The organism is Cryobacterium sp. PH31-L1 (genome assembly GCF_030063145.1).
GTDB lineage: Bacteria > Actinomycetota > Actinomycetes > Actinomycetales > Microbacteriaceae > Cryobacterium.
Genome location: NZ_JASISM010000001.1, coordinates 199,514 through 219,107 on the forward strand (window position 1 = coordinate 199,514; position 19,594 = coordinate 219,107).

Genomic DNA, 19,594 nt, shown 5'->3' on the forward strand with positions numbered 1-19,594 from the left:
CGCGCAGGCGGGTTGCGACCGGCGGCGGTGTGCCGGGCCGCGGCTACTGGTCCATCAGGTGCACGAGCTCGTCGATGAAGTTCGCGAAGTCGCCGGAGCGCTGCACCAACCGGTGCACATCGGCCCGATCGGCGAAGACCTCGACGAACTGGTCGAACACCGCCTGGAACGACGCCCGACCGGCAGCGCTGAACGCGATCATCGCCACGACCGTCACGCGATTCTCGCCCCAGTCCATCGGTAGGTCGTTCAGCACGATCGCGATCGAGGTCTGCCGCGCCGTCATCTCCATGGCGTGTGGCACCGCGAGGTTGTCGGTGAACGCGGTCGACGACATGCGCTCGCGGTCGAGGGCGCCGTCGACGTAGGCCTGCGTGATAATGCCGCGCTCCCGCATCCGCTCACCGAGGGCGCGAATCATGGCGGCGGCATCGCCCGGGTAGAAGTTGCGGAAGAACAGCTCCTCGTCGAAGAACCGCAATAGTTCGTCCTTGATCGCCGCCCGCCGTCCCGCCCGGCGCACACGGCTGACGAACTGGCGGATATTGCTCACGTCGACCTCGGTCAGGAACGGGTGGATCACGAGTGCTCCGTCGACCGGCCGGGGCGGCTCGATGGTCGTGAGCACCAGATCGACGTCGAGCCGGGCCCAGTCCAGATCCGCGCGCGTGATGACCTCGACGACATCGAGGTCGGCGCCGAGAGCACCCTCGATGCGCTCGCGCAGCACCGACTGCAGGTCGTAGTAGTTCGGGCAGACCAGCACGGTTCGCACCCGCTGCTCGCGGAATTCCTGTTGCTGCTGTTCCAAGTGCGCCCCGACGTGCATCGCGATGTAAGCGATCTCGTCGTCGTTGATCACGATCTGCTCGTGCCGTTGCAGCTCGCTGGCGATGTAGACGGCCAGCTCGTAGGTCATCGGGTATGACGTCTTCATCGATCGCGCCAGCGGATTGCGCGAGAACGAGCTCTGCCCGGCCCGATCAATGAGGTTGCGCACGTGCAGGGTCAGACGCGCGATGAAATCCTCGTCGGTCAGGTCGACCAGGTATTCCGCGCTGGCCCTGGCGACGATGCGGCGCACGACCCGCAAATCGTCCGGCCGGGCGAAAGCGGATGCCGCGGCCCGCGCCGGCAGGTCGTGCCCGGGAGCGAGTACCCGAGTACGAAGCAGCACGGCGAGATAGTCAAGCTCGGCCGGTTCGAGCACCAAGTCGAAGTGAGTGCGGATGAGGTCGGCGAGGGTGCTCGCCAATTCCGGCAGGAGATCGGCCGGCGGGGGACCCGAGTACGGAGAGCGGGACAGCGCGGGCGGAGCGGGTGCACGCTTACGCACCCGGTCGACGGCGATGGCGAGGTGCAGCAGCACGCCGTCGGTGCCGAACTCGTTGACGAAATAGCCTGATGCGTCGAGCGCTGCCAGCAGGTCGGTCTTGAACGCGCCCAGTTGGTCAGAGTCGAACTCGCGGGAGATGGCGGCAAGTTCCAGAAACCCGCGCTTGCTCTCGTCCCGGAACATTCGCCCGAGCAGCCGACGCCGGTCGGCCTCCGACCCCCTGAGCCCGATGACGCTTCCGGTGCGCGTCACTTCCAGCCCCGACCCCGGCAGAAGGGCGCGCAGCCGCACCAGGTCGGCTTCGATGGTGGAATCGCTCACGAACAGGTCTGCCGCCAGAGCGTACAGGTCGAGCCCGGCCGGGTCGTCAGACGCCGTGCCGTCAATGAGTCGGCGCACCAGCTGGTAGACCCGGTTCTGCGGCGAATCTGCCGTCTCGGCAGTCGGCTCCTGCACAAAAGTGGCATAGGCGGTGCGATTCAGGCGGTACCCGAATGGCCCCGACTCGATCACGGCCAGCGGATGCGACGCCGCCTTCACATTCGTCACATAGCTGCGCACGCTGCGCGGCGTCACCCCGAGCTCGTGGGCGAGCTCACCCGCCGTGACCCAGGCGGGCGAGCCCACGAGGTAATCCAGCATCCTCGCCTGCTTATCTGCCATGCGTTCGCCTCGCTCCGTCGTTGACGCGACCATTGTGCCCACTTTTTGGGCATTTGGGGCTCGTTTCCGGGGGTGCGGAAAATATCATCTTGGATGAATTCTCAGCAATTTGACAGGATTACCGCGGAAGGGCGATTCGATGAAGATTCTCGTGGTGTGCGGAGCGGGTGCGTCGAGCACGTTCGTGGCGCTGCGCCTGCGTCGGAGCGCCACACTGCGCGGTCTCACCGTCTCGGTGACCGCCATCACCGAATCCGACCTGCTCGGCCGGCTCAGCGCGGCGACCGCCCATAGCCCGGTCGATGTCGTTCTCGTCGGCCCGCATCTCGCGCCGGCCTTCCCGGCGATCGCCCAGCAGTGCGCGGAATACGGGGCAAAGGGGCGGCTGCTTCCCATCTCGATCTTCACCGATCGGGACGGCGAGGCAGCCCTTGATCTGGCCCTGACCGCGACGGGGGAGCGTCCGCTTCACAATCCTGCACAGCACACCACCACCAAACAAGAGAGGTCCTGAAATGACGACGACGTCAGTCGACCCGAAACGCCCAAGCACGCGCGTCCACGTGCAGCGCTTCGGCACCTTTTTGAGCGGCATGGTCATGCCGAATATCCCCGCGTTCATCGCCTGGGGACTCATCACCGCCCTGTTCATCCCCACCGGCTGGGCACCCAACGGCATTCTCGGCGGTTTTGGCGATGTGAACGCCATTGGCTGGCAGGGCGCAGCGACAACCCTCGGTACCAATGTCGACGGCACCACTTTTCCGCAATACATCGGCCTCGTCGGCCCAATGATCACCTACCTGCTGCCGTTGCTGATCGCCAACATGGGCGGGCGCATGATCTATGACACCCGCGGCGGCGTGATCGCCACGATCGCCACCATGGGCGTCATAGTCGGCAGCACCATCCCGATGTTCATCGGCGCCATGATCATGGGCCCGCTCTCGGCCTGGTTGCTCAAGAAGGTCGACGCCATCTGGGACGGCAAGATCAAAGCCGGCTTCGAGATGCTGGTCAACAACTTCTCGGCCGGCATTCTCGGCGCGCTCCTGGCCATCGGCGCGTTCTTCGGCATCGCCCCGATCGTGACCGGTATCAGCAGCGTGCTCGAAACGGCCGTGGACTGGCTGGTCGCCAACCACCTGCTGCCGCTCGCGAGCATTCTGATCGAGCCCGGCAAGGTGCTCTTTCTCAACAACGCCATCAACCACGGGGTACTCACCCCACTCGGCGTGCAGCAGGTGGAGCAGAACGGCAAATCGTTGCTGTTCCTGCTCGAGGCCAACCCCGGCCCAGGCCTGGGCATTCTGCTCGCGTATACCTTCTTCGGAATCGGTATCGCCAAGGCGAGCGCCCCCGGTGCCATCATCATCCAGTTCCTCGGCGGCATCCACGAGATCTACTTCCCCTACGTACTCATGAAGCCGATCATCATTCTCGCCGCGATCGGCGGCGGCATGACCGGTGTCGCCATCAACGTGGCCTTCCAGACCGGGCTGCGAGCACCCGCGTCGCCGGGCAGTATCTTCGCGGTGCTGTTCCAAACCGCGCCCGACAGTTATGTCGGGGTGATCCTCTCGGTGATCGGCGCTGCCGGTGTGTCCTTCCTGATCGCCGCGGTCATTCTGCGGGCCAGCCGCAGGCGTGACCTGGCCGCCGGTGAGACCGGAGACCTCGGCGCTGCCGTCGCCCAGACCGAGTCGTACAAGGGCAAGTCCAGCTCGGTTCTCGGCGGCCTTTCCGGCCAAAACAACGGCAGCACGGCGGATGCCGCTGCCGCCGGCCGGCCGCTGCACAACATCGTGTTCGCCTGCGATGCGGGCATGGGGTCGAGCGCCATGGGCGCCTCCGTGCTGCGCAACAAAATCAAGAAGGCCGGCATCGAGGGCGTCACGGTATCGAACAAGGCCATCGCCAACCTCGACGGCACGGCCGATCTCGTGATCACCCACCAGGACCTCACCGATCGGGCCCGCAGCAAGTCCCCGAACTCGGTGCACGTCTCGGTGGAGAACTTCATGAACAGCCCGAAGTACGACGAGGTCGTCGACCTGATCAAGGCCAACGACAACGAGGTGACACGGTGACGCAGAATATCCTCGCCCGCACCAACGTGGTGGCCGAAGGAACTGCCACCACCAGGGACGAAGCCATCCGCGAAGCCGGGGCACTCCTCGTGGACTCCGGTGCGGTCCGTGCCGACTACGTGGATTCCATGTTCGAGCGGGAGGCATCCGTCAGCACATACATGGGCAATTTCCTCGCCATTCCGCATGGCACGAACGAGGCCAAGGAATCGATCCTGCGCTCCTCGCTCTCGCTCGTGCGGTACCCGCAGTCGATCGACTGGAACGGCAAACCGGTGCGTTTCGCCGTCGGCATCGCCGGCCTGAACAACGAGCACCTAGAGATTCTCTCCAAGGTGGCCATCGTGTTCTCCGACACCGACGAGGTGCAAAAGCTCCTCGACGCCGGGTCTGCCGACGAGATCTTTCAGCTGCTGGAGGAGGTCAACGAAGCATGAAAGCCATTCACTTCGGCGCGGGCAACATAGGGCGCGGATTCGTCGGACTGTTGCTGCACGAGGCCGGCTACGAGGTTGTCTTCGCCGACGTCAATGCGGCGTTGATCGACGCCCTGCATGCGGCGCCGAGCTACCGGGTGTTCGAGGTCGGCGGGGAATCCAGCGTGCACGTCGTCGACAACTTTCGGGCCATCAACAGTGACACGCAGTCCGATGAGCTGGTCGCCGAAATCGCGACGGCCGACATCGTCACGACGGCGGTCGGGCCGAATATTCTTCGGTTCGTTGCCCCCGTGATCGCGGCCGGGCTGGTGCGGCGGCGGGCGAGCCTGCCGCCGCTGCCGGTGATCGCCTGCGAGAACGCCATCAACGCCACCGACCGGCTGGCCGAACACGTCTGGACGCACGTCGTGCCGGCCGATCAGGCGGCTGTTCGAGCCCGGGTGGTGTTCGCCAACACGGCGGTCGACCGCATCGTTCCGGGCCAGGCAGCGGATGCCGGCATCGACGTGACCGTGGAGACCTTCGCCGAGTGGGTGATCGAACGCGGCGGCTTCGGCGACACGGTGCCGAACATTCCAGGCGCCACCTTTGTCGACAACCTCGAACCGTTCATCGAACGCAAGCTGTTCACGGTGAATACCGGCCACGCCACCATCGCCTACTTCGGGCACCTGGCCGGGGCTGCCACGATCAGTGAGGCCCTCGAACTGTCGGTCGTTCGGGATGCCGCGCGCCGGGTGCTCGAGGAGACCTCCGGCCTGCTCGTGGCCAAGCACGGCCTCGACGAGATCGCACAGCGGGCGTATCGGGAGAAAATCCTGGCCCGGTTTACGAACCCGGCCCTCGCTGACACTGTCGTGCGGGTGGGGCGAGAGCCGATGCGCAAGCTCAGTCGCTCTGAGCGATTCATCGGGCCGGCGGCGGAGCTCGCTGAGGGTGGCGGCAGCGCGGTCGCCTTGCTGGAAGCGATTCGTGCGGCTTTCCGCTTCGACGTACCCGGCGATTCGCAGAGCGCCGAGCTTCAGCGCTTGCTGGCGGGGGAGGCCGCGCCGCGGATCGCGGAGGTGGTCTGCGGGCTGGCGCCGGGGCATCCGCTTTTTGACGCCGTCACCCGGGAAATCGCCGCAGCTCAGCGGGTGAACCACTGAAGCGATCACCCGAGCCGTACCCACCGGCGCCCCTGACTCCTCTGGCCATACCTGCTTCCGCCGAGTCGGGGGCGCTGGTGCGCGGGCGATTATAGGACTGAATTGCCAAAAGGCAATCTCATACCATAAGATTGATCCTTGGTGTCTGGTGTCGTCTTTTGTGGCGTGTCCGTACACCAATCCCGCATGACCAGCATTCAATACAGAGCGACAGTGAGGGTATGGCCAAAAAAGACGGTGTCATCGAAATCGAGGGCGCAGTAGTCGAAGCTCTGCCCAACGCGATGTTTCGCGTTGAGCTGTCCAACGGCCACCGAGTTCTTGCCCACATCTCGGGCAAGATGCGCCAGCACTACATCCGCATCCTCCCCGAGGACCGCGTGATCGTAGAGCTGAGCCCGTACGACCTGACCCGCGGCCGGATCGTCTACCGCTACAAGTAACGACTGCTGTAAGTAACGGCCCTCGGCATCCCGCGGGTACGAAGACAGCGAAAAACAAGGAATCACCATGAAGGTCAAGCCCAGCGTCAAAAAGATCTGTGACAAGTGCAAGGTCATCCGCCGTAACGGCAACGTGATGGTCATCTGCGAGAACCCGCGTCACAAGCAGCGCCAGGGTTAGGTCGGGTGGCGCTCGTCGCTGCCTGATCTATCTGAATAACTGAATATTTACTAGCAGTTCCGGGAGCCCGTGAGGGTGACACCATCGGTTGGAGGCCGGTGTACAGGAGCTGTTACAGACCTCCATCACTAACAGGAGACACAATGGCACGTCTAGCCGGCGTCGACATCCCGCGCGATAAGCGCGTGGAAGTTGCATTGACTTACATTTACGGTGTTGGCCGTACGAGGGCCCTCAAGACCCTCGCCGACACTGGAATCGACGGAAACATCCGCGTCAAGGATTTGAGCGACGATCAGCTCGTCCTTCTCCGCGACTACGTCGAGGGTTCCTTCAAGGTTGAGGGTGACCTCCGCCGTGAGGTTGCCGCTGACATCCGCCGCAAGGTTGAAATTGGCAGCTACGAGGGCATTCGCCACCGCAAGGGCCTGCCCGTTCGCGGACAGCGCACCAAGACCAACGCTCGCACCCGCAAGGGCCCGAAGCGCACCGTAGCCGGCAAGAAGAAGGCGCGCTAGGCCCTCGGCCTAGCCCGCTAACGCCTTTAGGATTCAGGAGAAATTCATGGCACAACCCAAGTCGGCCGTACGGAAGCCGCGTAAGAAAGAAAAGAAGAACATTGCTGTGGGCCAGGCCCACATCAAGAGCACCTTCAACAACACGATCGTGTCGATCACCGACACAACCGGTGCCGTCATCAGCTGGGCCTCTTCGGGCCAGGTTGGTTTCAAGGGTTCGCGCAAGTCGACCCCCTTCGCCGCACAGCTGGCCGCCGAGTCGGCCGCCCGCCAGGCGCAGGAGCACGGCATGAAGAAGGTTGACGTCTTCGTCAAGGGACCCGGCTCAGGCCGCGAGACCGCGATCCGTTCGCTGCAGGCCGCTGGCCTCGAGGTCGGTTCGATCAACGACGTGACGCCCCAGGCTCACAACGGATGCCGTCCGCCGAAGCGCCGCCGCGTCTAAAGCACAAGCTGTCATCTCGACAGGGCTCGGCAATCGTTTGCGAGCCCCGTCGGGATTCTTTTCTTTCACTTTTTCACTCTCTCGTCATTGCAAGTGTCATATAGCGGACACTTAGCCGAAAGGAATCAACAGTGCTTATTGCACAGCGTCCAACGCTCACCGAAGAGAACATCTCGGAGTTCCGTTCACGGTTCATCATCGAGCCGCTCGAACCTGGCTTCGGCTACACCCTCGGCAACTCGCTTCGCCGTACCCTGCTCTCCTCGATCCCGGGCGCTGCTGTAACCAGCATCCGTATCGATGGCGTGCTGCACGAGTTCAGCACCGTTCCCGGGGTGAAGGAAGATGTCACCGAGATCATCCTGAACATCAAGGGACTCGTCGTCTCGAGCGAGCACGACGAGCCGATCACCGCGTACCTGCGCAAGCAGGGTGCCGGCCAGGTCACCGCCGCTGACATTTCGGCTCCGGCTGGCGTCGAAGTGCACAACCCCGAACTGGTCATCGCAACCCTCAACGACAAGGCGAAGTTCGAACTCGAACTGACCATTGAGCGTGGACGTGGTTACGTCTCCAGCGCCCAGAACCGCAACGAGTTCTCCGAGGCCGGCCAGATTCCGGTCGACTCGATCTACTCGCCCGTGCTCAAGGTGACCTACCGCGTCGAGGCAACTCGTGCCGGTGAGCGCACTGACTTCGACCGCCTCGTCGTTGACGTGGAGACCAAGTCGGCTATCTCGCCTCGCGACGCCATCGCATCCTCTGGGCGCACCCTGACCGAGCTGTTCGGTCTGGCCCGCGAGCTCAACACCGCCGCTGAGGGCATCGAGATCGGCCCCGCGCCGGTTGACGCCGTGCTCTCGACCGAGCTTTCGATTCCGATCGAAGACCTCGACCTGTCGGTGCGCTCGTACAACTGCCTCAAGCGCGAAGGCATCAACAACGTCAGCGAACTGGTCGCCCTCTCGGAGACCCAGCTGATGAACATCCGCAACTTCGGGCAGAAGTCGGTTGACGAAGTGAAGGACAAGCTCGTTGAGCTTGGCCTGTCCCTGAAGGATTCGGTTCCCGGATTCGACGGCGCGCACTTCTACAGCGGCTACGAAGAAGAGACCATCTAAGGCTCGCGCTTCCCGCTGCCTTTCGATTTTTTGATACTGGAGATTACCAATGCCTAAGCCCACAAAGGGCCCCCGTCTCGGTGGCGGCCCGGCGCACGAGCGCCTCATGCTTGCGAACCTGGCCGCGGCCCTGTTCACCCACAAGTCGATCAAGACGACCGAGACTCGGGCCAAGCGCCTGCGTCCGCTCGCCGAGCGTATGGTGCAGTTCGCCAAGCGCGGCGACCTGCACGCCCGTCGTCGCGTTCTCGCAACGATCACCGACAAGACCGTCGTGCACGAGCTGTTCACGGTCATCGCCCCGCAGGTCAACGAGCGTCAGGGCGGTTACACCCGCATCACGAAGCTCGGTTTCCGCAAGGGTGACAACGCGTCCATGGTGCAGATGGAGCTCGTTCTCGAGCCCCTGGCCCCCAAGGTCAAGCGCTCCAAGACCGCGACCGTTGCCGCGACCCCCATCGGGTCCGAGAACGTCGTAGTCGAGGATGTCGTCGCTGACGACGTTGTCGTCGAGGATGCCGTCGTCGAAGAGACCGTTGTTGCTGGAGATGTCGTAGCTGAGGATGCAGTCGTCGAAGACGCTGCAGCAGAGGCCGACAAGAAGTAGCATCACCCCCGCTCGCGAGAGCGCGGAAAGTGCCCGATTGGATCGCTCAATCGGGCACTTTTTGCGCTCTCGACGAAAGATAGGGTTGGGGGATGGATGTACACCAGACTTCGCTGGCCGAACGCGTGGGGGTAGCCCCGGCTCCGGTTCTTCCGCAGCACCCGGATGTCCCGGCGTGGCGGCCCGCAACCACCGACGACATCGACGGAATCTGGCAGCTGCGCCACGATATGGGCGAAGTCGACCACCCCAACTACCTCACCGCGCGCGGCGCGATCGCCGCCGACTTCGGCTACTCGCACTTTCACCCCGAGGTTGACTCGCTCGTGGGACTCGACTCAGCTGGTCGAATCGTCGCGGTCGGCATGGTCATGTTCCCGCCCCGCCAGGTGAGCCTCGCACGGTCGATGCCGATCGGCGGGGTGCACCCGGTGCTGCGCGGCCGCGGTATCGGCCGCCAGCTGCTGGCCTGGCAGCTTGCTCGGGCGAAGCAGCAGCTCGCCACATCGACGAAGGCCCTGCCCGGCTGGATCCTCGCTTACGCCGACGAACGCTCCCCGCAGAACGCCGCCCTGTTCGAGCACGCCGGCCTCAGCATCGCACGCTACTTTCTCACCCTCGAACGCCCACTGGATGCCCCGATCCGCGTGATCCACGCGGCCGCCGGCATCCGCATTGCCGCGTATGCCGACGCAGTCTCGGCCGAGGTGCACCGTACCCGCGATGACTCCTTCATGGACCACTGGGGCAGTCAGCCGATGAGTGACGAAAACTGGAATGCCTTCGTGGGCGGAAAATGGTTTCGCCCCGACCTGTCGTTCGTGGCCTATGGAACCGACGACACCGGCACCGAGCAGGTCGTCGGCTTCGTGCTGTCAACCGCGAATGAGAACGTCTGGGCCACCCAGGGGTTCACCGGCAGCTACATCGACCTGGTCGGCGTCGTGAGCGTATGGCGTGGCCGCCACGTCGCGCAATCCCTCCTGGCTGCGCAGCTGGCTGCCGGTCAGGCCCTCGGCCACGAGCGGGTGACCCTCGCTGTGGACTCTGCGAGCCCCACCGGTGCCCTCGGCCTGTACACCGGCATGGGTTTTGTCCCCACCCATAGGAAGATGGCCTACTCGCTGGAGTTCTAGGCCTGGCCGCGTTCGAGGCGTCGCGGATAGGGTGAACCATGACCGATCACACGACTCCACTCTCCGCGCGCGTGACCGATCCCGCGCAGCTGCCCATTCCCGAACATGCCCAGGTCGCACTGTGGCGCCCGGCCACTCCCGCCGACATCGACGCCGTCTGGCAGCTGGAGAAAGAAATCGGCCGCGCCGACCACCCGAACTATGTGCTCGAACGGGAGGAAATCAGCGAGGCCTTCACGTTCTCGTTCGTGGACGTCGAACGGGACACCCTCGTGGCCGTCGACGCTGACGGGCGCATAGTCGCACACGGCCTCGTGCTGCTGCAGCCGGGCCAGCACACCCTGGTGAAAGCCAACCTGAGCGGCGGGGTGCTGCCCGAGGTGCGCGGCCGGGGCATTGGGCGTGAGCTGCTGGATTGGCAGGTCGCCCGCGGCCTGCAGCAACTGGCGACCTCCGACAAGCTGCTGCCCGGATGGATCTCCACATTCTCCGACGAGCGCGCACCGCAGAACGGGCGCCTCTACGAGAGGTTCGATCTCGCCTGCACGCGCTACTTTCTCACCCTCGACCGCATGCTCGCCGACCCGATCCGTGAGGTCAGGGTGGGCGCGGGCATCCGTTTGGCGCCGTATACGCCCGATCTCTCGGCCGCGGTGCACGCTGCGCGCGATGCCGCCTTCATGGATCACTGGTCGAGCCAGCCCATTCCCGACGAGAGCTGGAACGCTTACGTCACCGGGCCGTCGTTCGTGAATGACCTTTCCTTCGTCGCGTTCGCAACCGCCGAGGGCGGCGCCGAGCAGGTCGTCGGCTTCATCATGTCGAGCGTGAACGAAGACGACTGGACAGCGGCCGGCTACCGCAGCAGCTACATCGGCTTGGTCGGTGTGCTGAGCGGATGGCGCGGCCGCCACATCGCGCAGGCCCTGTTGGCCGCGCAGCTGGCCGCCAGCCGTGCCGCCGGGCACGAGCGGGCCACCCTCGACGTGGACTCGGCGAGCCCGACCGGCGCGCTCGACCTGTACACCGGCATGGGCTTCTTCGCCACCAATCGTGAGCTCGCCTACGTGCTCGAGTTCTAAGGCCTCAACGGTAGGGCGGCGTCCTGGGCGCGTCGGGGGCACGCAGCAGCCAGCTGGCGTCCGCGAGCGGCGGCACTGCGGCGAGACGCTGAAGCGCGGCATGCACCTCGTCGGCGTAGAGTTGGCCGCCGGTCGGCCCCGGGTGCACGTGATCGCCGGCCAGCAGATCCAGGCGTCCCGCGATCACGTCGTGCCAGTTCGCGAGTTCGACCCGACGATTGCCCGCGGCGAACTCGGCGAGCCTGGCGTTGACCGTGTCAGTCCAGTCCCGCTCGGCGTAGGCATTGACCAGCACGAGCTGCCGGTCGGGTCCGAGAATGCGCAGAATCTCGGTGAGTTCATCGGTCGTGATCGGCCCGTTGGTGCCGAGCCCGATCACCACAACCGGCTGCAACTGGTCTGCCGCCTGCAGCGCCAGCAATATGTCGTCTGCGGAATACATCCCGCGGGAGACCGACGCGTCAACGGTCATGCCCGCGAAGGTGGTCTGCAATTCCGGAACCGACGCCAGCATGACGGAGTCGCCGATCGCGGTGATCGGTCCGTCGACCAGGGCCGGGGCGGCAGTGGCCTGGCGGGCAGAATCGGCGGCCGCAGCCTGCGCGGCCGCCCGGGCCGCGGCATCCATTGCTCGTTGGCCTCTCTCGATGCGCAGTTGCGCCGAGGTCTGCGCCGGCGCGGCCACGACGGCGGCGGTGGTACCGCCGACCAGCAGCACCGACAGGGCCGCCGTTGCCGCGACCAGGCGGCGGCGATGGGTAGGGCCGGTCCACAGTGCACCGATCTGACCGATGCTGCCGCGCACGCCGACCCGCCGAATCGGCATTTCCAGCCAGCGGTATAACAATGCGGCGAGGAGCAGGGTGATGACCGTGGCGACAAGGCCGATCGCCAGCAGGCTGTTCGCGCGGGACGATGCCGGCCAGAGCAGCTGCACCAGCACGAGGATCGGCCAGTGCCACAGGTAGATGCCGTAGGAGCGCTCTCCGAGGTAGCGGAGCGGGGCCGCATCGAGCAGCCGCCCGAACCGGCCGCCGCGCACTCCCGCCCAGATGGCGACGGCTGTGGCCACGGAGACCGCCACGAGGCCACCGTGGTAGGTGGCTGTGCCGTCTTCCGGCAGCCAGAGTGCGAAAGCGATGATCGTCAGGATGGCAGCGCCGCCGAGCCACGGACGCAATCGGGGCACTTCGTTGCGTTGTCCGCTTGGTCGACGGAGCAGCAGAGCCAGGGTGGCGCCCGCGAACAGGCCGAAGCTGTGGGTGTCGGAGCCGTAGTACACGCGGGTCGGGTCAGCTCCGGGCTGGTACAGCACACCCATCCACAGGGCAGAGGCGACGAACAACGTGGTGACAATGATCAGCCGAACGCGCGGCCGGCGAATCAGTAGCACGGCCAGCAGGAGCAACGGCCAGACCAGATAGAACTGTTCCTCCACCGCGAGCGACCACAGGTTGCGCAGCAGTTCGGGCTCGTTGACGCTGAAATAGCTCGCGTCACTGGCGATCGACACCCAGTTGTAACCGAAGGTGCTGGCCCCGATGAGTTGGGCGCCGAGACCCACCAGCACGTCGCCGCCGATCACGAAGGCGATCGTGCAGCTGATCAGCACGACCGGAATGAGCGGCGGTACCAGACGGCGGGCGCGCCGCTGCCAGAATCGGCGGAGCGAGATGCGCCCGGTGCGGGTGTGCTCGGAGACCAGAAGTCCGGTGATCAGAAAACCACTGATCACGAAGAAAACGTCCACGCCGATGAAGCCGCCGGGCAGTATCGCCGGAAAGAAATGGTACAGCGCGACGGCAATGACGGCGAGCGCACGCAGGCCGTCGAGGCCGGCCAGACGAGAGCTCCGCGGGGCATTCGTCGGTCCAAGCACGGGAGTGTTGACCGGCCCGATCGCGGCGGTCGCTGACCGAGTTCTCCCGGTGACTGGGAATGAACGCGGGGAACGAGTCATGGGCAATACATGGTTTCTTTGGCACTCATTATGGGGGTGGGCCGGGGGCCGGTTTCAACGATAACCCGAGCGCGCCGCCTAGGCTTACCCCCGTGAATCTTTTTGTGCCCCGCGCCGCGAATGCCGCGCTCGGCTCCACGCGCATCCGTCTTGACCTCTCTTACGATGGCACTGATTTTACCGGTTGGGCCCGCCAACCGGGCTTTCGAACCGTTCAGGCTGACATCGAAAATGGCCTCGCCGGCATTCTGCAGAGTTTCCCCCCGCACCCCACCCTGATCGTCGCCGGCCGAACGGATGCCGGGGTGCACGCCCGCGGGCAGGTCGCGCACTTCGACCTCACCGCCGAGCAGGCGCACTCCCTGGTGCGCATCCAGCGCGGCACCGGAAACCGCCCGCCGGTCGACCTCGGCACCGCCGTGCTGCGCCGCCTCGGCGGCATCCTGGTGACCAAGCCCGACATCGTGCTGCGCCGCGCCACGGTTGTGCCCGGCGGCTTCGACGCCCGGTTCTCCGCCATGTGGCGACGCTACGAATACCGCATCGCCGATCCCGTGGCCCTGCACGACCCGCAGCAGCGGCTGCGCACCACGTGGCATCCGTTCAAACTGGACCTTGCCGCGATGGACGCCGCGGCGGCGGCGCTCGTCGGCCTGCACGACTTCGCGGCGTACTGCAAGCCGCGGCCCGGCGCCACCACCATCCGCACCGTGCAGGACTTTCGCTGGAAGCGAGATGAGGACGGCCTGCTCATCGCCAGCATTAAGGCGGATGCCTTCTGCCACAGCATGGTGCGCGCCATGGTCGGCGCCTGCGTGGCGGTGGGGGAAGGGCGCCTCGACGGCAGCACCCTCGCGCACCTGCACTTCGACAAGCACCGCATCAGCGAGTTCAAGGTGATGCAGGCGCACGGCCTCACCCTGATCGACGTCGGCTACCCCGACGACGCGTCACTCGCGCAGCGCGCCATCGACACGCGCAACCGGCGCTCGCTTCCTGGGCAAGTTGCGTCTGCGGTCGCCTCCGACTAGTGTTGACCCTCGGTGTCTGTGCGTTGCAGCACGGCACCCGAACGTGAGCCCTCCATCGACAGTGTTCTCATCACGAAAACACGCCCGGAGCGGGATTCACGAACACCTCCGTTCGAAAAAGAAGAAAGCAGCACAACAGTGACGCGCACTTACACCCCCAAGGCAAGCGAACTCCAGCACGACTGGGTTGTCATCGATGCCACCGATATCGTCCTCGGACGTCTGGCCAGCCACGCGGCAATCCTGCTGCGCGGCAAGCACAAGGCCACCTTCTCCCCGCACATGGACGGTGGCGACTTCGTCATCATCGTCAACGCCGAGAAGGTTGCCCTCACCGGCAAGAAGCTCGACCTGAAGATCGCTTACCGCCACTCCGGTTACCCGGGCGGACTCACGGCGACCAACTACTCCGAGATGCTCGAGAAGCACCCGACCCGTGCGGTCGAAAAAGCGATTCGCGGCATGCTGCCGAAGAACTCGCTCGGTCGCGCCCAGCTCACCAAGCTGAAGGTGTACGCCGGCCCTGAGCACCCGCACTCCGCTCAGCAGCCCAAGCCGTACACACTCAGCCAGGTCGCGCAGTAGCGCCGGCAACCAGACTTCTCGACTCTTAGATAAAAAGGATTCCCATCATCGTGGCGAAGATCGCAGACCAGATTGACCAGGCTCCGGAGAGCTACTCCACCGAGACTCCGGCCGAAACCGTAACCAAGGCGCCCCGCGCCGTCCTCAACGTTCCCGGCGCAGCCGTCGGCCGTCGCAAGCAGGCCATCGCCCGCGTGCGCATCGTCCCCGGCTCCGGCACAATCGTTGTCAACGGCCGCGAGTTCGCTGACTACTTCCCGAACAAGCTGCACCAGCAGCTGATCAACGACCCGTTCAAGGTTCTTGACCTGCTCGGCTCGTACGACGTCATCGCCCGCATCACCGGTGGTGGCCCGTCCGGCCAGGCCGGTGCGCTTCGGCTCGGCATCGCACGCTGCCTGAACCTGATCGACGAAGAAAACAACCGCGCCGTCCTCAAGAAGAACGGCTTCCTCAGCCGCGACGCTCGAGTCAAGGAGCGTAAGAAGGCCGGACTCAAGAAGGCCCGTAAGGCACCTCAGTTCAGCAAGCGCTAACCCGATAGCCGACGACGAAATGACTCGTCTGTTCGGCACGGACGGCGTTCGGGGCCTGGCCAACCGTGATCTCACGGCTGGCCTGGCCCTGAGCCTTGCCCAGGCCAGCGCCGCAGTGCTGACCAAGGGTCGTCGTGCCCAAGCACGTCTTGAAGCGGGCCGCCGGCCCGTCGCCGTGGTCGCCCGCGACCCGCGAATTTCCGGTGAATTCCTGACCGCTGCCGTTTCGGCAGGCCTGGCCTCCAGCGGGGTCGATGTTCTCGACGCCGGGGTCATCCCCACGCCGGCTGCAGCCTTCCTGATCAACGACATCGGTGCCGACTTCGGTGTGATGATTTCTGCATCACACAACGCGGCACCCGATAACGGCATCAAGATCTTCGCCTATGGCGGAACCAAACTTCCCGACGACGTCGAGGACCGCATCGAGAGCTACATCGGGCGCGACACCCTGATGCCGATCGCCGGGGACGTTGGACGCATCCGTCGCTTTGCCGACGCCGAAGACCGCTACGTCGTGCACCTGCTCACCACCCTTCCGCACCGCCTCGACGGCATCCACGTCGTGCTCGACTGCGCCCACGGCGCCGCCGCCGGCGTGTCGCCTCAGGTGTTCACGGATGCGGGTGCTCGCCTCACAGTGATCGGCGCCGACCCCGACGGCCTCAACATCAACGACGGTGTGGGCTCCACCCACCTCGACAACCTCGCCAAGGCCGTCCTCGAGCACGGTGCCGACATCGGCATCGCCCACGACGGCGACGCCGACCGTTGCCTGGCCGTGGACAAGGAGGGCAACATCGTCGACGGCGACCAGATCATGGCGATCCTCGCCGTGTCGATGGCCGAACGCGGTGTGCTGAAAGACCGCACGCTGGTCGCGACCGTCATGAGCAACCTCGGCCTGCGCAAAGCGATGGCGGCCAACGACATCGCCATGGTGCAGACCAAGGTCGGCGACCGGTATGTGCTCGAAGAACTCAACGCCCACGGGTATTCCCTCGGCGGAGAGCAGAGTGGTCACGTCATCATGACCAAGTTCGCCACCACCGGCGACGGCATCCTGACCGGCCTGCACCTCGTCGCCGAAATGGCGCGCACCGGTAAAACCTTGGCCGAACTGGCATCCGTCATGACGGTGTACCCGCAGATTCTGGTCAACGTGCGCGGCGTCAACCACAAGGGTCTTGGCGCCGACGACGTCATCGCCCAAGCTGTCCTCGCCGCTGAAGCCGAACTCGGCGACACTGGGCGCGTGCTGCTGCGTCCCTCTGGCACCGAGCCGATGGTTCGGGTCATGGTGGAAGCCGCCGACCAGCACACCGCCGACCGCCTGGCGCACTCCCTCGCCGACGTGGTCCGAGCCCGCCTGGCCCTCTAGAAGTTATCTTCCGGGCCCAGGCCCAGGTTGGCAGCGGGGTGCTGGTCAGACCTTGCGCAGGAGAACCGTGGAGACCGCGTGCGTAGGGTCCTTGCGCAGCACCAGGGTCGCCCGCGACCGGGTGGGGCGAATGTTCTGCAGCAAGTTGGGCTGATTGATACTGGTCCAGATGCTGCGTGCCTTGCTGCGAGCCTCATCTTCGGTGAGGTCGGCGTAACGGTGAAAGAACGAGTTGGGGTTGGCGAACGCGCCGCGCTGCAGCTTGAGAAAACGCTCCTCGTACCAGCGGGCAATGTCCTGGGTGCGGGCGTCCACGTAGATCGTGAAGTCGAACAGGTCACTGACCGACAGGCCGTGCCCAGGGCCGGGCGGCTGCAGAACGTTGAGGCCCTCGACGATGAGAATGTCGGGCTGGCGCACCACAATCTGCGCGTCGGGAACGATGTCGTAGCTCAGATGCGAGTAGAACGGTGACCGCACCTCGGGGGCGCCGCTCTTGACCGCGCTCACAAAGCGCAGCAGCGCACGCCGGTCGTAGCTTTCCGGAAACCCCTTGCGTTCCATCAGTCCGCGGCGATTCAGCTCGGCGTTCGGAAATAAAAACCCGTCGGTCGTGACCAGTTCCACCCGGGGAGTGTCGTCCCAACGGGCAAGCATCTCGCGCAGCAGCCGGGCCGTAGTGGATTTTCCGACCGCGACCGAGCCGGCCACACCGATCACGAACGGGGTCGGGCGGGCGCGTTCGCCCAAAAAACCACTGGTAGCGCGGTGCAGCGTGCGGGCATTCGCTGCGTAGAGGTTGAGCAGACGGCTGAGCGGAAGGTAGACATCCGTCACCTCGTTGATGTCGAGCGGCTCGCCGATGCCGCGCAATTGCACGATCTCGGTTTCTTTCAGCGGCAGCAGAGTGGTCGGCGCGAGGGCCGCCCAATCGGCCCGGTCGAGCTCCACAAAAGGGGTACCGTGACCGTTCATTACAGGGGCCAGCACCGGATCGGACATTCCCCCAAGCTTAGTCCGACTAAAATCGACTTCCATGTGCGGAATCGTAGGTTATGTCGGAAGCAATAAAACCGTTGACGTTCTCATGGGAGGACTCGGACGGCTCGAATACCGTGGGTACGACTCCGCGGGAATAGCCGTCATCGATGACTTCGGTGTGCTCAACACCGCCAAGAAAGCCGGCAAGCTGTCGGCCCTCACCAGTGAGCTGAAGGCTCACCCCATCAACGACGGCACGACCGGAATCGGGCACACCCGCTGGGCCACTCACGGCGGACCCACCGACGGCAATGCGCACCCGCACCTCGGTGACAACAACAAGCTTGCCCTCATCCACAACGGCATCATCGAGAACTTCGCCCCCCTGCGCGACGAACTCCTCGCTGAGGGGTACACCTTTCTGAGTGAGACCGACACCGAGGTCGCCGCGGTGCTGCTCGGCCGTGAATACCAGCGCGTCGGCGACCTGGCCGAAGCCTTCCGCATCATCGTCGCCCGTCTCGACGGAGCCTTCACGCTTCTCGCCGTGCACCAGGACCAGCCCGGCGTCGTCGTCGGCGCCCGCCGCAACTCGCCGCTCGTCATCGGCCTCGGCGAGGGCGAGAACTTTCTCGGATCCGATGTGGCCGCGTTCGTCGAATACACCCGGCGCGCCGTCGCCATCGGCCAGGACCAGATCGTCACGATCACAGCGGATGCCGTCACGGTCACAGACTTCGACGGTCACCCCGTCGAGACGGAAGAGTTCGACATCGCCTGGGACGCCTCCGCCAGTGAAAAGGGCGGCTGGTCCAGCTTCATGGCCAAGGAAGTCTCCGAGCAGCCCGACGCCGTCGCCAATACCCTGCGCGGTCGTATCACGGACGATCAGGTCGTCGTTCCCGAACTGACCGCGTTCGGCGATGACGTGCTCGCGGGCATCCGTCGTATCGTCATCGTCGCCTGCGGCACCGCAGCCTACGCCGGCCAGACTGCCAAGTACGCCATTGAAAAGTGGGCCCAGGTGCCGGTGGACGTTGAACTGAGCCACGAATTCCGCTACCGCGACCCGGTGCTCAGCGACGACACCCTGGTGATCTCTATCAGCCAGTCCGGCGAGACCATGGACACGCTCATGGCCGTCAAGTACGCCATGTCGCTCGGCGCCAAGGCCATCTCCATCTGCAACACGCAGGGTGCGACCATCCCGCGCGAGAGCGACGCCGTCATCTACACGCACGCCGGCCCCGAGGTCGCCGTGGCATCGACCAAGGCCTTCGTCGCTCAGATCACCGCGCTGTACCTGTTCGCCCTGCACCTCGCCCGTGTGCGCGGCAGCCTCACCGAGGCCGAGCAGGCCGTGCAGGTCGAAGAGTTGCAGGCCATTCCGGAGAAAATCCAGGCCGTTCTCGGCGTCGAAGACGAGGTGCGTCAGCTGGCCCGCTGGATGAGCGACACTCGCGCTGTGCTGTTCCTCGGCCGTCACGTCGGGTTCCCGATCGCTCTCGAGGGTGCGCTCAAGCTCAAGGAACTCGCCTACATCCACGCCGAGGGCTTTGCCGCCGGAGAACTCAAGCACGGCCCGATTGCGCTGATCGAGCCCGGCCAGCCGGTGTTCGTGGTGGTACCGAGCCCGCGCGGCTCGGCCCATCTGCACCCGAAGGTCGTCTCCAACATTCAGGAGATCCGCGCCCGCGGTGCCCGCATCATCGCCATCGCCGAGGTCGGCGACGCCGCCGTGCTGCCGTTTGCCGACACGGTCATTCACATTCCGCTCGCGGCACCCCTGTTCGAACCGCTGCTGGCCGTGGTGCCGCTGCAGATGTTCGCGATGGAGCTCGCCATCGCCAAGGGCCTGGACGTGGACCAGCCGCGCAACCTCGCGAAGTCGGTCACGGTCGAATAATCCC

At 65.1% G+C, this 19,594-nt stretch carries 20 protein-coding genes; 17 read left to right on the plus strand and 3 right to left on the minus strand.

From position 1 onward, the window contains the following. Positions 1-43: 43 nt before the first annotated feature. Positions 44-1,999, minus strand: coding sequence for a BglG family transcription antiterminator (locus QMF22_RS01010; RefSeq protein WP_283449428.1), 1,956 nt, complete (start codon positions 1,997-1,999; stop codon positions 44-46). 139 nt (positions 2,000-2,138) lie between these two features. On the opposite strand from QMF22_RS01010, the gene QMF22_RS01015 reads away from it, so the two are divergent. The 12 genes from QMF22_RS01015 to QMF22_RS01070 all read left to right on the plus strand — a co-directional run bounded on the left by QMF22_RS01015 (position 2,139) and on the right by QMF22_RS01070 (position 11,210). After that, complete coding sequence (locus QMF22_RS01015) at positions 2,139-2,513, plus strand: PTS sugar transporter subunit IIB (RefSeq protein WP_283449430.1); 375 nt, start codon at positions 2,139-2,141, stop codon at positions 2,511-2,513. Between the two features lies 1 nt (position 2,514). Beyond that, positions 2,515-4,089, plus strand: coding sequence for a PTS mannitol transporter subunit IIBC (locus tag QMF22_RS01020; protein ID WP_283449432.1), 1,575 nt, complete (start codon positions 2,515-2,517; stop codon positions 4,087-4,089). Beyond that, complete coding sequence (locus QMF22_RS01025; RefSeq protein ID WP_283449434.1) at positions 4,086-4,526, plus strand: PTS mannitol transporter subunit IIA; 441 nt, start codon at positions 4,086-4,088, stop codon at positions 4,524-4,526. Before QMF22_RS01020 ends, QMF22_RS01025 begins: the two co-directional genes overlap by 4 nt. Continuing rightward, positions 4,523-5,677, plus strand: a complete 1,155-nt coding sequence (locus QMF22_RS01030; protein ID WP_283449436.1) for a mannitol-1-phosphate 5-dehydrogenase — start codon at positions 4,523-4,525, stop codon at positions 5,675-5,677. The genes QMF22_RS01025 and QMF22_RS01030 overlap by 4 nt, the downstream gene beginning before the upstream one ends. 221 nt (positions 5,678-5,898) lie before the next feature. Next, complete coding sequence (gene infA / locus QMF22_RS01035; protein WP_035834638.1) at positions 5,899-6,120, plus strand: translation initiation factor IF-1; 222 nt, start codon at positions 5,899-5,901, stop codon at positions 6,118-6,120. Between the two features lie 67 nt (positions 6,121-6,187). Beyond that, positions 6,188-6,301 carry a 50S ribosomal protein L36 gene (rpmJ, locus tag QMF22_RS01040; RefSeq protein ID WP_035834639.1) on the plus strand — a complete coding sequence of 38 codons (114 nt, stop codon included), beginning with the start codon at positions 6,188-6,190 and terminating at the stop codon, positions 6,299-6,301. A gap of 143 nt (positions 6,302-6,444) precedes the next feature. After that, positions 6,445-6,819 carry a 30S ribosomal protein S13 gene (gene rpsM / locus QMF22_RS01045; protein WP_092107268.1) on the plus strand — a complete coding sequence of 125 codons (375 nt, stop codon included), beginning with the start codon at positions 6,445-6,447 and terminating at the stop codon, positions 6,817-6,819. A 46-nt stretch (positions 6,820-6,865) separates the two neighbouring features. Continuing rightward, positions 6,866-7,264, plus strand: coding sequence for a 30S ribosomal protein S11 (gene rpsK, locus QMF22_RS01050; protein WP_035834641.1), 399 nt, complete (start codon positions 6,866-6,868; stop codon positions 7,262-7,264). Between the two features lie 131 nt (positions 7,265-7,395). Next, positions 7,396-8,385, plus strand: a complete 990-nt coding sequence (locus tag QMF22_RS01055; RefSeq protein WP_283449449.1) for a DNA-directed RNA polymerase subunit alpha — start codon at positions 7,396-7,398, stop codon at positions 8,383-8,385. Positions 8,386-8,434: 49 nt separating this feature from the next. Then, positions 8,435-8,992: a 50S ribosomal protein L17 gene (gene rplQ, locus QMF22_RS01060; RefSeq protein ID WP_283449451.1), complete on the plus strand. Its 558-nt coding sequence runs from the start codon at positions 8,435-8,437 to the stop codon at positions 8,990-8,992. Between the two features lie 92 nt (positions 8,993-9,084). Continuing rightward, positions 9,085-10,128 carry a GNAT family N-acetyltransferase gene (locus QMF22_RS01065; protein WP_283449454.1) on the plus strand — a complete coding sequence of 348 codons (1,044 nt, stop codon included), beginning with the start codon at positions 9,085-9,087 and terminating at the stop codon, positions 10,126-10,128. A 38-nt stretch (positions 10,129-10,166) separates the two neighbouring features. After that, on the plus strand, positions 10,167-11,210 hold the full coding sequence (locus QMF22_RS01070) for a GNAT family N-acetyltransferase (protein ID WP_283449455.1): 1,044 nt from the start codon (positions 10,167-10,169) through the stop codon (positions 11,208-11,210). A gap of 4 nt (positions 11,211-11,214) precedes the next feature. Here QMF22_RS01070 and QMF22_RS01075 read toward each other — a convergent pair whose 3' ends face one another. After that, a complete protein-coding gene (locus tag QMF22_RS01075) occupies positions 11,215-13,170 on the minus strand; it encodes an acyltransferase family protein (RefSeq protein ID WP_283449458.1) in 1,956 nt (651 codons plus the stop codon). A gap of 92 nt (positions 13,171-13,262) precedes the next feature. Here QMF22_RS01075 and truA point away from each other — a divergent pair, with 92 nt between their 5' ends. The 4 genes from truA to glmM all read left to right on the plus strand — a co-directional run bounded on the left by truA (position 13,263) and on the right by glmM (position 16,703). Then, the gene (truA, locus tag QMF22_RS01080) at positions 13,263-14,201 is read left to right on the plus strand and encodes a tRNA pseudouridine(38-40) synthase TruA (protein ID WP_283449460.1); all 939 of its coding nucleotides are present in this window, start codon (positions 13,263-13,265) and stop codon (positions 14,199-14,201) included. A 138-nt stretch (positions 14,202-14,339) separates the two neighbouring features. After that, positions 14,340-14,786 carry a 50S ribosomal protein L13 gene (rplM, locus tag QMF22_RS01085; RefSeq protein ID WP_092107284.1) on the plus strand — a complete coding sequence of 149 codons (447 nt, stop codon included), beginning with the start codon at positions 14,340-14,342 and terminating at the stop codon, positions 14,784-14,786. Positions 14,787-14,836: 50 nt separating this feature from the next. Further along, positions 14,837-15,322, plus strand: coding sequence for a 30S ribosomal protein S9 (gene rpsI / locus QMF22_RS01090; RefSeq protein WP_283449463.1), 486 nt, complete (start codon positions 14,837-14,839; stop codon positions 15,320-15,322). A gap of 19 nt (positions 15,323-15,341) precedes the next feature. Continuing rightward, positions 15,342-16,703: a phosphoglucosamine mutase gene (gene glmM, locus QMF22_RS01095; RefSeq protein ID WP_283449466.1), complete on the plus strand. Its 1,362-nt coding sequence runs from the start codon at positions 15,342-15,344 to the stop codon at positions 16,701-16,703. Between the two features lie 45 nt (positions 16,704-16,748). Here the strand turns inward: glmM and coaA are convergent, their stop codons facing one another. After that, positions 16,749-17,705, minus strand: a complete 957-nt coding sequence (gene coaA, locus QMF22_RS01100) for a type I pantothenate kinase (RefSeq protein WP_283449468.1) — start codon at positions 17,703-17,705, stop codon at positions 16,749-16,751. 34 nt (positions 17,706-17,739) lie between these two features. Here coaA and glmS point away from each other — a divergent pair, with 34 nt between their 5' ends. Further along, positions 17,740-19,590, plus strand: coding sequence for a glutamine--fructose-6-phosphate transaminase (isomerizing) (gene glmS, locus QMF22_RS01105; protein ID WP_283449470.1), 1,851 nt, complete (start codon positions 17,740-17,742; stop codon positions 19,588-19,590). Positions 19,591-19,594: the final 4 nt, after the last annotated feature.

What these genes read in the sequence shown, in the direction of transcription:
- QMF22_RS01010 (WP_283449428.1), bottom strand. Translation starts at nt 1,999, where the DNA reads ATGGCAGATAAGCAGGCGAGGATGCTGGATTACCTCGTGGGCTCGCCC.
- QMF22_RS01015 (WP_283449430.1), top strand. Translation starts at nt 2,139, where the DNA reads ATGAAGATTCTCGTGGTGTGCGGAGCGGGTGCGTCGAGCACGTTCGTG.
- QMF22_RS01020 (WP_283449432.1), top strand. Translation starts at nt 2,515, where the DNA reads ATGACGACGACGTCAGTCGACCCGAAACGCCCAAGCACGCGCGTCCAC.
- QMF22_RS01030 (WP_283449436.1), top strand. Translation starts at nt 4,523, where the DNA reads ATGAAAGCCATTCACTTCGGCGCGGGCAACATAGGGCGCGGATTCGTC.
- infA (WP_035834638.1), top strand. Translation starts at nt 5,899, where the DNA reads ATGGCCAAAAAAGACGGTGTCATCGAAATCGAGGGCGCAGTAGTCGAA.
- rpmJ (WP_035834639.1), top strand. Translation starts at nt 6,188, where the DNA reads ATGAAGGTCAAGCCCAGCGTCAAAAAGATCTGTGACAAGTGCAAGGTC.
- rpsM (WP_092107268.1), top strand. Translation starts at nt 6,445, where the DNA reads ATGGCACGTCTAGCCGGCGTCGACATCCCGCGCGATAAGCGCGTGGAA.
- rpsK (WP_035834641.1), top strand. Translation starts at nt 6,866, where the DNA reads ATGGCACAACCCAAGTCGGCCGTACGGAAGCCGCGTAAGAAAGAAAAG.
- rplQ (WP_283449451.1), top strand. Translation starts at nt 8,435, where the DNA reads ATGCCTAAGCCCACAAAGGGCCCCCGTCTCGGTGGCGGCCCGGCGCAC.
- QMF22_RS01065 (WP_283449454.1), top strand. Translation starts at nt 9,085, where the DNA reads ATGGATGTACACCAGACTTCGCTGGCCGAACGCGTGGGGGTAGCCCCG.
- QMF22_RS01070 (WP_283449455.1), top strand. Translation starts at nt 10,167, where the DNA reads ATGACCGATCACACGACTCCACTCTCCGCGCGCGTGACCGATCCCGCG.
- QMF22_RS01075 (WP_283449458.1), bottom strand. Translation starts at nt 13,170, where the DNA reads ATGACTCGTTCCCCGCGTTCATTCCCAGTCACCGGGAGAACTCGGTCA.
- glmM (WP_283449466.1), top strand. Translation starts at nt 15,342, where the DNA reads ATGACTCGTCTGTTCGGCACGGACGGCGTTCGGGGCCTGGCCAACCGT.
- coaA (WP_283449468.1), bottom strand. Translation starts at nt 17,705, where the DNA reads ATGTCCGATCCGGTGCTGGCCCCTGTAATGAACGGTCACGGTACCCCT.
- glmS (WP_283449470.1), top strand. Translation starts at nt 17,740, where the DNA reads ATGTGCGGAATCGTAGGTTATGTCGGAAGCAATAAAACCGTTGACGTT.